Source organism: Roseobacter sp. EG26 (assembly GCF_049830555.1).
Lineage (GTDB): Bacteria > Pseudomonadota > Alphaproteobacteria > Rhodobacterales > Rhodobacteraceae > Roseobacter.
On sequence record NZ_JBNBLH010000008.1, the window covers coordinates 124,402 to 139,296 of the forward strand.

General features: G+C 57.4%; 13 protein-coding genes. 1 reads left to right on the forward strand and 12 read right to left on the reverse strand.

Annotated elements, in window-relative coordinates; all coding sequences use genetic code 11:
• Window positions 1-37: 37 nt before the first annotated feature.
• The 8 genes from gcvP to glyA form a co-directional block, all read right to left on the reverse strand.
• A complete protein-coding gene (gene gcvP / locus ACOTTU_RS17805; RefSeq protein WP_425659980.1) occupies window positions 38-2,893 on the reverse strand; it encodes an aminomethyl-transferring glycine dehydrogenase in 2,856 nt (951 codons plus the stop codon).
• A 75-nt stretch (window positions 2,894-2,968) separates the two neighbouring features.
• A complete protein-coding gene (gene gcvH, locus ACOTTU_RS17810) occupies window positions 2,969-3,334 on the reverse strand; it encodes a glycine cleavage system protein GcvH (RefSeq protein WP_298918759.1) in 366 nt (121 codons plus the stop codon).
• Window positions 3,335-3,353: 19 nt separating this feature from the next.
• The gene (gcvT, locus tag ACOTTU_RS17815) at window positions 3,354-4,451 is read right to left on the reverse strand and encodes a glycine cleavage system aminomethyltransferase GcvT (RefSeq protein ID WP_425659981.1); all 1,098 of its coding nucleotides are present in this window, start codon (window positions 4,449-4,451) and stop codon (window positions 3,354-3,356) included.
• Between the two features lie 30 nt (window positions 4,452-4,481).
• The gene (locus tag ACOTTU_RS17820; RefSeq protein WP_425659982.1) at window positions 4,482-4,895 is read right to left on the reverse strand and encodes a universal stress protein; all 414 of its coding nucleotides are present in this window, start codon (window positions 4,893-4,895) and stop codon (window positions 4,482-4,484) included.
• A gap of 67 nt (window positions 4,896-4,962) precedes the next feature.
• A complete protein-coding gene (locus ACOTTU_RS17825; RefSeq protein ID WP_425659983.1) occupies window positions 4,963-6,336 on the reverse strand; it encodes an alanine/glycine:cation symporter family protein in 1,374 nt (457 codons plus the stop codon).
• Window positions 6,337-6,357: 21 nt separating this feature from the next.
• Complete coding sequence (lipA, locus tag ACOTTU_RS17830; RefSeq protein ID WP_425659984.1) at window positions 6,358-7,308, reverse strand: lipoyl synthase; 951 nt, start codon at window positions 7,306-7,308, stop codon at window positions 6,358-6,360.
• A gap of 12 nt (window positions 7,309-7,320) precedes the next feature.
• Window positions 7,321-8,709, reverse strand: coding sequence for a dihydrolipoyl dehydrogenase (lpdA, locus tag ACOTTU_RS17835; RefSeq protein WP_425659985.1), 1,389 nt, complete (start codon window positions 8,707-8,709; stop codon window positions 7,321-7,323).
• Window positions 8,710-8,730: 21 nt separating this feature from the next.
• Entirely contained in the window at window positions 8,731-9,984 is a 1,254-nt protein-coding gene (gene glyA, locus ACOTTU_RS17840; RefSeq protein ID WP_425659986.1) for a serine hydroxymethyltransferase, read from the reverse strand.
• 141 nt (window positions 9,985-10,125) lie between these two features.
• On the opposite strand from glyA, the gene ACOTTU_RS17845 reads away from it, so the two are divergent.
• Entirely contained in the window at window positions 10,126-10,731 is a 606-nt protein-coding gene (locus tag ACOTTU_RS17845) for a helix-turn-helix domain-containing protein (RefSeq protein ID WP_298918744.1), read from the forward strand.
• 79 nt (window positions 10,732-10,810) lie between these two features.
• Here ACOTTU_RS17845 and ACOTTU_RS17850 read toward each other — a convergent pair whose 3' ends face one another.
• From ACOTTU_RS17850 to ACOTTU_RS17865, 4 genes are read right to left on the reverse strand one after another with little or no spacing between them, the layout of a single operon-like run.
• Window positions 10,811-11,809: a LacI family DNA-binding transcriptional regulator gene (locus ACOTTU_RS17850; RefSeq protein ID WP_425659987.1), complete on the reverse strand. Its 999-nt coding sequence runs from the start codon at window positions 11,807-11,809 to the stop codon at window positions 10,811-10,813.
• A 13-nt stretch (window positions 11,810-11,822) separates the two neighbouring features.
• Window positions 11,823-12,983 (reverse strand): dihydrodipicolinate synthase family protein, encoded by a 1,161-nt coding sequence (locus ACOTTU_RS17855; protein ID WP_425659988.1) that lies wholly within the window; start codon window positions 12,981-12,983, stop codon window positions 11,823-11,825.
• Between the two features lie 9 nt (window positions 12,984-12,992).
• Window positions 12,993-13,301, reverse strand: coding sequence for a Dabb family protein (locus ACOTTU_RS17860; protein WP_425659989.1), 309 nt, complete (start codon window positions 13,299-13,301; stop codon window positions 12,993-12,995).
• Window positions 13,298-14,890, reverse strand: a complete 1,593-nt coding sequence (locus ACOTTU_RS17865) for a GMC family oxidoreductase (protein ID WP_425659990.1) — start codon at window positions 14,888-14,890, stop codon at window positions 13,298-13,300. The genes ACOTTU_RS17860 and ACOTTU_RS17865 overlap by 4 nt, the downstream gene beginning before the upstream one ends.
• Window positions 14,891-14,895 lie beyond the last annotated feature (5 nt).

The following is a 14,895-nucleotide window of genomic DNA, read 5'->3' on the forward strand; positions in this document are numbered from 1 at the left end:
GCGGTGCCCACAACGGGCACCGCATTGTGTTTTGGAGTTATTCGGCCGCTTCGGCGTAGTCTTCCATCGGCGGACATGTACAGATCAGGTTTCTGTCGCCGTAGGCGTTGTCGACCCGGTTGACCGCCGGCCAATACTTATCAACGCCCAGATTGCCGGGCGGGAAACATGCCTGTTCGCGGCTATAGGGTCGATCCCAGTCTCCCACAAGGTCCCGCACTGTGTGGGGTGCGTGTTTCAGCGGGTTGTTTTCAGGGTCGATCTTGCCATCAATGATCTCCTGAGCTTCCGCCCGAATGGACAACATCGCGTCAATGAAACGGTCAAGCTCATCCTTGGGCTCGGATTCCGTTGGTTCTACCATTAAGGTTCCCGCCACCGGCCACGACATGGTTGGCGCGTGAAAGCCGCTGTCGATCAAACGCTTGGCGACATCATCCACGGTAACGCCTCCATCATCGTTCAGAGGACGTGTATCAAGGATACACTCATGCGCGACGCGGCCCGTTTCCGACGTGTAGAGGATCTTGTAGGCATCCTTCAGCCGTGCGGCGATGTAGTTGGCATTCAGGATCGCAACCTTGGTCGCCTGCGTCAAACCGGCGCCACCCATCAAAAGCACATAGGCCCAACTGACCGGCAGGATCGAAGGAGACCCAAAGGGCGCTGCCGACACCGGGCCGACCGCGGTACCATATTCAGGGTGCCCCGGCAGATGCTCCTCCAGATGCGCTTTGACGCCAATCGGACCCATACCCGGGCCGCCGCCGCCATGTGGAATGCAGAAGGTCTTGTGCAGGTTCAGGTGGCTGACATCGCCTCCAATGTCACCGGGGCGCGACAGGCCGACCATTGCATTCATATTCGCACCGTCGATATAGACCTGCCCGCCGTGGTCATGGGTGATCTGGCAAACCTCCTGCACGGTCGTCTCGAACACGCCGTGGGTCGAAGGGTAGGTAATCATGCAGGCAGCAAGGTGATCTGAATGGATTTCGGCCTTCTCGCGGAAATCGTTCAGGTCGATATTGCCTTTGTCGTCCGCTTTGATCGGAACAACCTTCCATCCGACCATCTGGGCGGATGCCGGGTTTGTACCGTGGGCAGACGTGGGGATCAGACAGACGTTGCGCTGCTGCTGACCGTTTGCCGCATGGTAGTTCCGGATTGTCAGCAACCCGGCGTATTCACCCTGCGCGCCGGAGTTCGGTTGCTGGGAAATCGCATCATAGCCGGTGATCCGGCAGAGCTTGTCATTCAGATCGTCGATCATCTCGTAATACCCTGCGGCCTGATCCGCTGGCACGAATGGGTGCAGATTGCCAAACTCCGGCCAGGTAACCGGTATCATTTCGATCGTGGCATTCAGTTTCATTGTGCAGGAGCCCAAGGGGATCATCGCCCGGTCGAGCGCCAGATCACGGTCGGCCAACCGGCGCATATAGCGGGTCACTTCCGCTTCCGCCCGGTTCTTGTGGAAAATCGGGTGGGTCAGATAGGGGCTGTCGCGCAGGGCGTAGTCCGGCAAACGGTAATGCTTTTTCGAGCTGTCATCCGCCTGATCGATCCCAAATGCACCCCACACGGCTTCAATGGTTTCGGGCCGCGTTTGCTCGTCCAACGAGATACCAACATGGGCTTCACCCACTTTGCGCAGGTTGATGCCGCGTGCTACGGCTGCTTCCATAACGGTTTTCTGCAGTGGGCCTACTTCGACAGTGATCGTGTCAAAAAAGACATCGGGCTGCACCTTGAAGCCATGCTCCTCCAGAACATCCGCCATACGCGATGTCTTGCGGTGCACCGATTGCGCAATGGCCTTTATCCCGTCGGGACCGTGATAGACCGCGTACATTGACGCGATGACCGCAAGCAGGGCCTGGGCAGTACAGACGTTCGAATTGGCTTTTTCCCGACGGATATGCTGTTCGCGGGTTTGCAGCGACAGCCGGTAGGCCTTGTTGCCGCGCGCATCGATGGAAACCCCGATGATGCGGCCCGGCATGGCGCGTTTGAGTTTGTCGGTGGTGGCCATATAGGCCGCGTGCGGCCCGCCGTATCCCATTGGGACGCCGAAGCGCTGAGTGGAGCCCACGGCAATATCCGCGCCCATCTCACCGGGTGATTTCAGCAGAGCCAGCGCGAGAATGTCCGCGGCAACAACTGCCACCCCCTTGTTTTCATGCAAAGCGGCGATCTGATCGGTGAAATCGCGCACATGCCCGTAGGTCCCCGGGTACTGAAAAATTGCCCCGAAGACAGCGCCGGCGTCCAGCTCATCAGGATCAGCGACCACTACGTCGATGCCCAGAGGTTCGGCACGCGTCTTGATGACGGCAACCGTCTGCGGGTGGCAGTTCTTATCCACAAAGAAGGCCGCGTTGTTCGCTTTGGTACGCGAACCCCGATGGGCCATGGTCATGGCTTCGGCAGCGGCGGTTGCCTCATCCAGAAGCGAGGCGTTCGCCACATCCAGCCCGGTAAGATCGGAAACCATGGTCTGGAAATTCAGCAAGGCTTCAAGGCGGCCCTGAGAAATCTCGGGCTGGTAGGGCGTGTAGGCCGTGTACCAGGCCGGGTTTTCAAGAATATTGCGTAGGATAGGGGCGGGCGTCGTTGTGCCATAGTACCCTTGGCCGATCAGCGACGTGAGAACTGTATTCTTGCCCGCGATGTTTTTCATATGGAAGAGCGCGTCGCGTTCGCTCATCGCCGGGCCCCAATCAAGGGGTTCTTTTTGGCGGATGGCAGGGGGAACCGTGGCGTCGATCAACCCATCAAGGCTGTCGAAACCAATCGCCTTAAGCATCTCGTCCATCTCCGTAGGCGAGGGGCCTATATGGCGACGATTTGCAAAGTCATAAGCTTGGTAGGTGGTCAGTTCAAATGCCATCTCAATGCTCCTGAGCGTGGATTACACCGCCGAAAGCACAAAAGGCTTCGGCGGCTGGATGTAGGATGAATGGGGTTAGCTGATAAAGGCTTTGTAGCCGTCAAGATCCATCAGGTCTTCGAGCTGACCGGCATCCGACAGCTTGATCTTGTAGATCCATGCGTCGCCCTCAGGGCTTTCATTCAAATTGGCCGGGCTATCTTCCAGATCGCCATTGACCTCAACCACTTCACCATCGACTGGCGCATAGATTTCGGAGGCGGCTTTTACGGATTCAATCACACCGATCTCATCCCCTTTCTCGAAACTGTCACCGACTTCTTTTTGTTCGACAAAGACAATCTCGCCAAGCTGGTCGGCGGCGTGTTTTGTGATCCCGAAGGTGGCTGTATCGCCCTCAACGAGGACCCATTCGTGTTCTTCTGAGTAATATGTGGACATGTGAGAGTGCTCCCTGGTTTTAGCGTTTATAGTTTTGTTGCACGAATGGCAGTGAAACGATTTCGGCAGGCTGCGCCTTACCACGAATGATCAGATTGATCTTTTCCCCGGCAGTGCCATGCCCCTTTGAAACATATCCCATGGCAACGGGTCCACCCACCGTAGGGCCGAAACCGCCCGAGGTAATCTGACCAATTGTATTGCCTGCCGCCGATTGGATTTCAACACCCTGACGCGCAGGCGCACGCCCTTCTGGTTTGATGCCTACCAGCTTTTTGTCTGCGCCTTCGGCCAATTCCCTCTGAACGCGCCCTGCGCCGGGAAAGCCGCCTTCCTCCTTGCGCCGCTTCTGAATGGCCCAAGCGAGGCTTGCCTCAATCGGGGAGGTCGTCCGGTCGATATCATTGCCGTAGAGACAAAGACCGGCCTCAAGGCGCAGACTGTCGCGCGCGCCCAGACCCGCCGCCTCGCAATCGTCATGGGCGAGAAATGCGCGGGCGACCTTCAAAGCACCGTCTTCCGGGATCGAGATTTCGTAACCGTCTTCGCCCGTGTATCCAAGCCGGGAAATACGGCATTCGAACCCTTCGATCTGAGCCAGCGTGGTTTCCATGAAGGTGAGATCTCGGACCGCAGGGCAAAGTGCCCCCACGACGTCTTCTGCTTTGGGTCCCTGAACCGCCACCAGTGCGCGGTCAAAAATTTCGGTCACTTCAACGCCCTCAAGATGCGCCGCCATATGCGGGATGTCCTGATGTCGCATCGATGCATTCACGACCACAAAGAAATGATCGCCTGCGTTGGCGACGATCAGGTCATCCATGATCCCGCCGTCTGAATTGGTGAAGAAGCCATAACGCGCCTTGCCTTCTTTCAGACTTGCATAGGCCTGCGGGCAAATACTTTCGAGTTTTTCCCCGACATTCTCGCCCCGCAAGATGACCTGACCCATATGGCTTACGTCGAACAAAGCCGCTTTTTCGCGGCAGTGTTTGTGCTCACCCATTATGCCCAGAGGGAACTGGACCGGCATTTCCCAGCCCGCGAAATCAACCATCTTGCCGCCAAGTTCGACGTGCAGATCATAAAGCGGGGTCCGTTTAGGTGCATCACTCATGGCAAAGTCCTCCAATTCGTTGGTTCAGGGTCAATCGCGGACGACAACAACGCTACAATGTGCGTTTCTCACCACGCGGGCAAGGTTTGGTCCAATTTCATAATTGGGGAAATCGCCCCGCGCGGATGCCATGACAATCAAGTCAAAGCCCTCTAGATGGGCCAATCTGAGAATTTCACGGTACACGCTGCCTTGGGCCACATGCACCGGGATGTCTTGGACACCGCCTTCAGTCAGGATGGCCCGGAGTTTGCCGCTCACGTGATCTTTGGCGCCGGCACCATAGTTTGCCGGCAGGTTTGGCAATTGGATAATATCCGGAATGACCGTTACCGCCTGTAGCTCGGCACCATAGAATTTTGCCTGTTCCAGAGCAAAAGGCAGCGCCGCTTTCCAGGAGCGGCTATCGGTGTGGTCGATGGGCAGAAGAATTTTAGTGGCCATGTGCCATCTCCTCGAAAATGTGTTTCTCGAATGAGGAGGGCCGGTTTCGGCCCTCCTCCATGGGGTGTTACTCGGCTGGTGTGGTGCCGCCTTCTTCGCTGGCACCCCCTGAGGCGAAGAACTCTTTCGTCAGTTTGAAGACGATCGGGCTAAGCAGAGCCAGAGCGATCAGGTTGGGGATTGCCATCATCGCGTTCAGCGTGTCCGCCAAGAGCCAGATGAAGCCCAGATCCGCGGTCGCACCGAAGTAAATCATCACGATCCACGCAATGCGGTAGACGATCAGAACTTTATGACCCAGCAGATAGCCAACGCACTTCTCGCCATAAAAGGACCATCCCAGAATGGTGGTGAAGGCAAAGATCGACAAGGCAATGGCGATCAGGTAGCCGCCGAGGCCCGGCAAGCTGGTCTCGAATGCCAGAGAAGTGAGGGCGGCACCGCTTTCGCCGCTTGTCCATGCACCCGAAGCAATGATTGCGAGGCCGGTGATCGAGCAAACGATAATGGTGTCGATGAAAGTTCCCAGCATTGCGACCAGCCCCTGGTTGACCGGTCCTTTGGTGGAGGCCGCCGCGTGAGCGATAGGGGCTGAGCCAAGACCCGCTTCGTTGGAGAAGACGCCCCGCGCCACCCCGAACCGGATCGCCGCCCAAACCGCCGCACCCGCAAAACCACCTTCGGCCGCAGATGGGGTGAAGGCATGGGTAAAGACCAGCGAGAGCGCGTCACCGATGCCGCCGATGTTGATCAGCAGGACCAGCAGGCCAGCGACGATGTAGCTGACGGCCATGAAAGGCACGAGCTTACCGGCAACGGCACCGATGCGTGTGATCCCACCCAGAATGACAGCCGCCGTGAGGATCATAAGAACCACGCCCGTGATGGATGTGTTCAGTCCAAAGTTGGCCTCAAGAACCTGTGCAACACCATTGGCTTGAACGCCGTTACCGATGCCAAAGGCCGCAATCGCACCGAAGAGGGCAAAGGCAAACCCGAGCCAGGCCCATTTCGCGCCCAGACCGTTTTTGATGTAATACATCGGGCCGCCGACAAAATTGCCTAACTCGTCTTTTTCGCGGTATTTCACCGCGAGGACGGCCTCGGCATATTTAGTGGCCATACCGACGAGAGCGGTCATCCACATCCAGAAAAGTGCGCCCGGACCGCCCAAGAAGACAGCAGTGGCCACACCGGCGATATTACCGGTGCCGATGGTCGCTGACAGCGATGTCATCAGAGCGTTGAAGGGGCTGATCTGTCCTTCACCCTGACCTTCCCGACCCTTGAACAGCAGGCCAAAACCCGTGCCCAGTTTCAGGATCGGCATGAATTTCAGCCCGACCTGCAGAAAGAAACCAACGCCCAGAATGAGAACCAGCATCAGCGGCCCCCAGACAACGCCATTGATGGCTCCTACGATTGAATTTAACGCTTCCATGAAATTCCCTCCCTTTTGCGTTTAGTGAGTGCCTTCAGCCAAGAGAGCAGCTTTGCGCGCTTGCTGAAGAGTTGCGAAATCTGCGTCTGCATGAAACGAAGATCGTGTGAGTGGTGTTGCCGACACCCCTAGGAACCCCTTGGCGCGAGCCATACGTTCCAGTTTCTGAAACTCATCCGGGGTCCAGAACCTGTCTATCGCGTGGTGTTTTGGGGTCGGTTGCAGGTATTGCCCGATCGTCAGGAAATCCACATTGGCCGCCCGCAGGTCGTCCATGACCTGTCGGATTTCGTCAAAGCTTTCACCCAACCCGACCATCAATCCCGACTTCGTGAAAACCTCGCGATTGGCCCGTTTGGCGTCATCCAAAAGCCGTAGCGATCGGTAATATCGCGCCCCGGGTCGGACGGTCGGATAAAGCCGTGGAACGGTTTCGAGATTGTGGTTGAAGACATCCGGTGCCGCGTCAAAAATCGCTTGCTCCGCATTGCCTTTAGCTAAAAAGTCAGGCGTCAAAACCTCGATGCTTGTGGTGGGGGCATGATGGCGGACGGCGCGGATGGTTTGGGCGATATGCCCAGCACCTCCATCCGGGAGGTCGTCGCGATCCACGCTGGTAATCACCACGTGCTTCAAACCGAGTTTTTTGACGGCTGCCGCAACGCGTGCGGGTTCAAACGCATCCAACGCCTCGGGACGCCCGGTAGAGACATTGCAAAAGGAGCATCCGCGCGTGCAAACCTCGCCCATGATCATCATGGTGGCATGTTTCTGAGACCAGCACTCACCGATATTGGGACAGGCAGCCTCTTCGCAGACCGTTGTCAGCGCGTGGTCCCGCATAAGCTTTCGGGTCTCGAAATAGGCTTCTGAGTTTGCAGGCTTCTTTCTGATCCACTTGGGCTTGCGAGGGATGCTTGTGCTGGTCTTGTGCGCCTTCTCCGGATGGCGGTGACGTATTTGAACGGTCATCTTCACCATCTCCTATGCGTGGACCGCGCGGCCGAGCGCATCAAGACAGGCTTCCTTGACGGCTTCACCCAGCGCCGGATGGGCATGGCAGGTTCGGGCAACCTCGCCGACGGTTGCCCCGTTTGCCATTGCCAAAACCAGTTCCGCAATCAAATCACCGGCATGTGCGCTACAGATATGGGCACCGAGAATATTGCCATCGGGGTCGCAGAGCACTTTCACCGCGCCATCGGTTTGTCCCGATGCGCGCGCGCGCGAGTTTGCCATCAGGGCGAATTTTCCAACGCTGTAGTCGGTGCCCGCCTCTTTCAGGGCCTCTTCGGTGAGGCCAACGGATGCCACTTCGGGGTCGGTGTAGACGACTCCGGGTACGGTTGCATAGTCGACGTGGCCATTAAGTCCTGCCAGCGTTTCCACGCATGCGACGCCATCCTCTTCAGCCTTGTGGGCCAGCATCGGGCCGGGAACGCAGTCACCAATGGCATAGATGCCAGGGACCGACGTTTGAAAGTGATCATCCACGACAATTAAGCCGCGTTCGCAGGTAACGCCGAGCGCCTCCAGACCCAACCCGCGTGTGACCGGGCGACGGCCAATCGCGATAAGCACTTTGTCGGCATCCAGCGTTTCCTGCGTGTCCCGTCCCACACGGTCCAGGGTCAGGCGCAGGCCGTCATCTGTTTGGGTGATCCCGGTCAACGCCCTGCCCAGTTGGAATTTGAGGCCACGCTTGGAAAGAGCGCGCTGCGCCAGCTTGGCGGTCTCTCCGTCAATCCCGGGCAAAATCCGGTCAAGATATTCCACAATCGTCACCTTCGCGCCCAGTCTGGACCAGACCTGTCCCAATTCCACGCCAATGACACCGGCACCGACCACCACGAGATGATCAGGTACCGCGTCCAGTGTCAGAGCGCCGGTGGAGCTCAGCACGTTGATTTCGTCAATCTCGATCCCGTCAAGCGGTGTAGGTTCGGAGCCGGTTGCAATTAATATGTTTTTTGCCTTGAGACTGACCGTGTCCTGGCCCTGGCGGATATCGACGCGTCCGGGGGTCGGAATCGAGGCCCAGCCGTTGATCTGTTCAACCCCATTCTTCTTCAAAAGAAACGCAATGCCTTTGGTTAGATCGCCAACGATCTTGTCTTTGCGCGCCATCATCGCGCCGAGGTCAAGCGCGGCCCCTTCAACCGCGATTCCATGCGCAGCAAGGCCCGATAGCTCGGCAAACTTACCCGAAGAGGTCAGCAAGGCCTTGGAAGGAATGCACCCGACATTCAGACAGGTGCCGCCAAGGCTGCCGCGACCTTCGATACAGGCGACAGAAAACCCAAGCTGTGCTGCGCGGATGGCGGCGACATATCCGCCCGGGCCTGCGCCAATGACAATCAGATCGTAGGTCATTTCCTGGGTCCGCCTTCAGGTTCAGTAAATCGGATGGGACGCGCAGAGATGGCTGACCGCTTCCCGTGTACGGCTCTCAATTTCCGGGCTGCCGTCCGGAGACGTGGCGAGCGCATCCAGCACATCACTGATCAGATGGCCGATCTGCCGGAACTCTTCAGGGCCGAAGCCACGGCTACAGCCAGCGGCGGTGCCGAGGCGGATGCCGCTTGTAATGGTTGGTTTCTCCGGGTCCCCGGGCACGCCATTTTTGTTGCAGGTCATGCCTGTGCGTTCGAGCGCGACCTCTGCGGCGTTGCCCTTGACGCCTTTGGGGCGCAGATCGACCAGCATCAAATGATTGTCGGTCCCGCCGGAAACGATATCGCAGCCTCTCTCCATCATCACGTCCGACAGGGCTTTGGCGCTATCGACAACAGACCGCATGTAGGTCTTGAACTCGGGCTTCAGAGCTTCGCCGAAAGCCACGGCCTTCGCCGCGATCACGTGCATCAGCGGACCGCCCTGCAAACCGGGGAAGACCGCCGAATTGATCTTTTTGGCGACAGCCTCGTCTCTGGTCAGGATGATGCCACCACGTGGCCCCCGCAACGTCTTGTGGGTCGTCGAGGTCACAACATGCGCATGCGGCATAGGTGACGGGTGCAGCCCGGTGGCAACGAGCCCGGCAATATGCGCCATATCCACAAGTAACCAAGCGCCCACTTCGTCGGCGATTTTGCGAAACTTCGCAAAGTCTATAGTGCGTGAATAAGCGGATGCGCCCGCGATGATCAGTTGTGGCTTTTCCTTGCGCGCAAGATCAGCGAGCTGGTCGTAATCAATGGTTCCGGCCTCGGTCAGCCCGTATTGAATTGGCTGAAACCATTTGCCCGAAAGGGCGGGCTTGGCACCGTGGGTCAAGTGCCCGCCGGCATCCAGAGACATGCCTAGGATCTTGTCGCCCGGTTTGAGCAGCGCCAGTTTGACAGCACCATTGGCCTGTGCACCGGAGTGTGATTGAACGTTGGCATATTCGGCCCCGAAGAGGGATTTCAGCCGGTCGATGGCAACAGCTTCCACTTCGTCCACAAATTCGCATCCGCCATAGTAGCGGCGGCCCGGATATCCTTCGGCGTATTTGTTGGTCAGAACTGACCCTTGCGCGTCGATGACTGCTTTGGAGGTGATGTTCTCCGAAGCAATCAGCTCGATTTGGTTTGCCTGTCTCTTTGCTTCTCGTGCAATGGCTGCGGCGATCACGGTATCCGCTGTATCTAGCGATGTCTTGAACATTGGCCCCTCCTGAACGAATCTCTCATTCGAAACATTTGTTTCCTATAGTGGAGAAATTCTCTTAATCAATATAAATTCTCGAATATTCCTAATTGTGAGATCATCGTGAACACTCTACATTGACGGAAACAGCGAGGAAGAATGACAGAAGACACTGAAATTCCGGCTGAAAATCGCCCGGAGGCGGAAGATGGCCGAGAGCTGGCCAAATCCATCCGCGATGCGCGTCAAGCTAAGGGTTGGACGCTGGAGGAAACCGGGAAGGTCGCTGGAATCGGCCGGTCAACCTTGTCGAAGATCGAAAATAACCAGACGCGCCCCAGCTTTGAAATTGTGCGGCGGCTGACCCATGTGCTCGACATGAACCCGCCGCAGCTCTTTATGCAAAGTGGGCATAACGGCATTTCAGGGCGCCGCGACTATACCTTGCGTGGTCAGGGAGAGATGCGCGAAACGGCGACCTACACCCACGAGCTGCTCTGCAATGAGCTCACGAGCAAGCATATGGTGCCCTATATCGCGACAATAAAGGCGCGCGATGTATCGGCTTATGAAACCTGGATTCGGCACGCCGGAGAAGAATTCATGTATGTCATAAGTGGAGAACTGACTTTCATTTCGGAACATTACCGCCCCTTGGACCTCAAGGCCGGGGATTCACTTTATTATGATAGCGGCATGGGGCATGGATGCATCTCGACAAGTAAGGAAGATGCGGTTGTTTTGTGGGTTTCACTCGAAGTCTGACCTGCGCAACCACCCATGGGCGACTGGCACCTTCAGTGATCAAGGGGTGCCAGCATTCAAATTGGCTGGGCGTCACCCCTTAGCTCGACTTTCTGACAACAAGGTCAACAGGCATTCGGGTGCCGGTTTCAGGTGCAGATCCCTCATTCAACCAAACCAGTATGCGCCGGGAAACCTCTTGTGCAAATTGCGGTATGCCACAGCTCACCGATGTAAGTTGCGGCTGGCTCTGCTCGCAACCCTCTATGTTGTCGAAGCCGACAATCCGTAAATCCTGGCCGATTTTGCGCCCGAGACTTTGACCGCCGGACAATAACCCAAGAGCTACCAAATCATTGAAACACAAGACACCGTCCACATCCGGGTGTTCGTTCATCAGTTGTTTGACCCCCGACACTCCGAAATCGTAGCTTGCAGCGCCGGTAATGACAACGGGTTCTTGGCCTCGTTGCGCCACGACTTCGAGGTATCCTGACATTCTCTCCTGTGTCACCGCACGTCCTGCCAGACCTCCGACAAAGGCAACACGTCGGCACCCGCGCTCGTAAAGATGCAAAGTCGCCCGCCGGCCACCCGCTTGGTAATCCGGAGCAAGGAAGGGAAACAGCCCTTCGCGTTCGTCGACCTTTCGAAAGACCTGTATCGCTGGCAACCCGGCGCGTGCAATCGCCTCAAGGGGTCTGTCATTTACCCCGTAGGCGGGCGACACGATGAAGCCAGAGACGCCGTGTTCGATCAGCGCGTCAATCATCTTCGCCTGTAGTTCAGCATCTTCGCTGACGTTCGCAAGGACCACGGCATAGCCCTGCTCGGACAACGTCTGTTGGAGCGACGCCGCAAATTCGGTGAAAAAGGGGTTACGCAGATCGTTGATTACCAGTCCGATCAGCCCGGTGGACGAAGAGCGCAGATTGGCGGCCGAACGGTTATACACATAGCCGATGCGGGCCATGATTTCGCGCACATGGATACGTGTGTCCTCTTTGACCAGGGGGCTCTTTTGCAAGACAAGGCTGACAGTGGACTTTGAGACGCCTGCTTCCCGGGCAACATCCTTGATTGTGGGTCTACGCTCCATACCGTTGTTGGTATCAGATGCCGTGCAGGGATAGCAGGGTTTTCATTCGACGCTCTGCGAGTTCCGGTTGGGCCAGAAGCCGGGCCTGATCGGCAAGACGGAAAACAGATGCATAGTGGGTTATGTCACGGCTGGACTGGAACCCGGCCGGCATGATGAAATGCTCCTGTTGCCCGTTGAGCCAGGACAAAAACGCAATGCCTGCCTTGTAGAAACGGGTGGGGGATCTGAAAATCTCGTGGCTGAGGGGAACTGTTGGGGCGAGCAGATCGTGAAATCTGCTCAAATCCTCTTCGGCCAGCGCCTCCAGAGCTTGCGCTGCCGCCGGGGCGATAGCTGCAAAAATACCCAACAGCGCGTGCGAGTACCGGATGCCGTCCCCGGCGATGAGATCCGCATAGCTGAAATCATCTCCGGTATATAGGCGCACGCCCTCCGGCAAACGCGCGCGAAAGCTCTCCTCGTGCGACTGATCCAACAGGGAAATCTTGATGCCATCCACCTTGGCCGGCTTCTCGGCGATCAAGCTCAGAACGAAATCGCTGGCCAAACCGACATCGCCATACCCCCAGTAGCCGGCTAAAGCCGGGTCAAACATGTCACCCAACCAATGAAGAATGACCGGTTGTGCAGCACCATCGATCAAGGCCCGATAAACCCGTCGATAGGCGTCGCAGTCTGCGTTCATGGCGGTAAAGGCGCGCGACGCCATCAGGATCAACTGCCCGCCCGCCGCCTCGATAACCTCGGCCTGTTCGGTGTAAGCGGCCTGTATCTTCGCGCTGGTCGTGAGGTCTTCAAGCGGGATATGGTCGGTCCCTGCACCACAGGCCACGCGTGGTTTGAGCGGGTGCATCTTGGCTTCGGGCATCGTGCGCTCGATCAGGGTGCGCGCCGTCTGCCAGTCAACGCCCATACCGCGTTGGGCAGTATCCATGGCTTCAGCCAAACCCAATCCCTGATCCCAAAGACTGTGGCGAAATCGCAATGTCGTGTCCCAATCCACGGCGGGCCGGGTGTCCCAGGGGTTTCGTTCACGCAAGGGATCGGAGATGACGTGCGCGGCGGCAAATGCCGTCCGGGTAAAAGGTACGCGCGGCGCGCGCGGGTTGAGCGGATCGCCTACAAGATCGTAGGTTTCAAGATTTCCATCCGGAGTGGGCAGCGTCAACATCTCCCGTCCTCACACTTCGATGTCCAGGACGAGCACACCTTCCAGCCCGCCTTCGGCATTTGCAACAATCTGGCCGCCCAGGACCTTGTGATCCTCGTTCTCTGAATACGCCTGCAGATCACTCCAACCGTCGAAATCAATTGAAAACCCGTGCATGTAGCCACGCTCAATCTTTTCCGGACTTTGCGATCTGCCACCGCCGAAATTGCGCGCACCCGGCATCATCTCTGTCAAGCGGCGCAAACCGGCATAGATATCAAGGATCGTGCTCTCGGGGGTCTCAGAGGTGAATTTGGTCAAAACCATGTGGCGGATCATAGGGCAATTCCTTGGTCTTCTTTGATCATATCGGCGGCCTTTTCACCGATCATGATGGTGGGGGCATTGGTATTGGAAGAGTTGACACGTGGCATGATCGAGGCATCGACCACGCGCAGGCCTTCAATGCCATTGAAGCGGAGGCGTGGGTCAACAACCGCGCCTTCATCGACGCCCATGCGGCAGGTTCCGGCACAATGGTGTGAGGTTTTTGAATGGGTGCAGATGAAGTCGAAATACTCTGTATCGGTCCGAACGCCCGGTCCGGGCAACCGTTCAGCCATAATGTAAGGTTTCAGAGCATCCTGAGCCAGAATGGACTGAACCAGCTTGAGACCTCTGATCGACATTTCGCGGTCGTAAGGATCGGCCAGATAGTTGGGGTCTATGCAGGGCATGTCCGCAGGGTCGCCGGAACGCAGACGCACACTCCCGCGAGATCGTGGCCGTAGGAAGCAGGCATTGAGCGTAACACCCCCGTTAGGCATCGCCTCGACACCCGCCTCAATGCCGGTGCCCAAGCCCAGATGCATCTGGATATCCGGCGATCGGGCGTCGGGATCCGCATACCAGAAACCGCCTGTTTCAAAGAGGCTGGAAGCGACCGGACCTTTGCGGGTGAGCAGATATTGCAAGCCGGCCATGGCAGATAAATGCAGCTTGGCATATCGGTCGTAGGTGTGAGGGCCGGTGACTTCGCAAATCGCATAGAGATCAAGATGATCCTGCAAGTTGGCACCCACGTTCGGTTGATCCAGGACAACGTCGATACCGATTTGTCTCAGCGCGGCTGCAGGGCCAATCCCGGATAGCTGCAACAGGCGTGGCGAGCCGATCGCGCCTGATGACAGAATAACCTCGTTGCGGGCTGTGATCTCGGTGCCGTCGGCCATCTCGATACCGGTCGCCCGCCCGTCTTTGACCATAATACGGCGAACCTGGGCGTTTGTTTTCACGGTCAGATTTTGACGGCCCTTGTTCGGGGCCAAAAAGGCCATTGCGGTTGAGGATCTGCGTGCCTTCCTTTGGGTCAGCTGATAATAGGCCGCTCCGTCCTGTTTCTGCGCGTTTACATCCGTGTTCCGGGGGATACCCAATTGACCGGCCGCTTCGATGTAGGCGTCACAAATGGGTAACGGGGCGGCGGGCTGGCTGACGCCCAAAGGGCCTCCTTGCCCGTGAAATGCATCATCGTGCGTGTCGTTGTCTTCGGATTTCTTGAAGTAGGGCAGGACATCCGCAAAGCTCCAGCCTTCGCAACCGAGCTGGTGCCACTCGTCATAGTCCTGCGCTGCGCCTCGCGTGTATATCTGGGCATTGATCGCAGACCCCCCACCAATGACTTTGGCCTGCGTATAGTTAAAGACCCGGTTTTTCATGTGTTTCTGCGGGATCGTCGACCACCCCCAACTGCCAATGCCCTTGGTCATTTTGGCGAAACCGGCTGGCAAATGGAAAAACGGATGGCGATCAGACCCTCCGGCTTCGAGCAGCAAAACACGGACGCTTGGGTCTTCGCTCAGGCGGGCCGCGACCACCGACCCAGCCGAGCCCCCACCGACGACGATGAAATCAAATCCCTTGGTCATCGGTA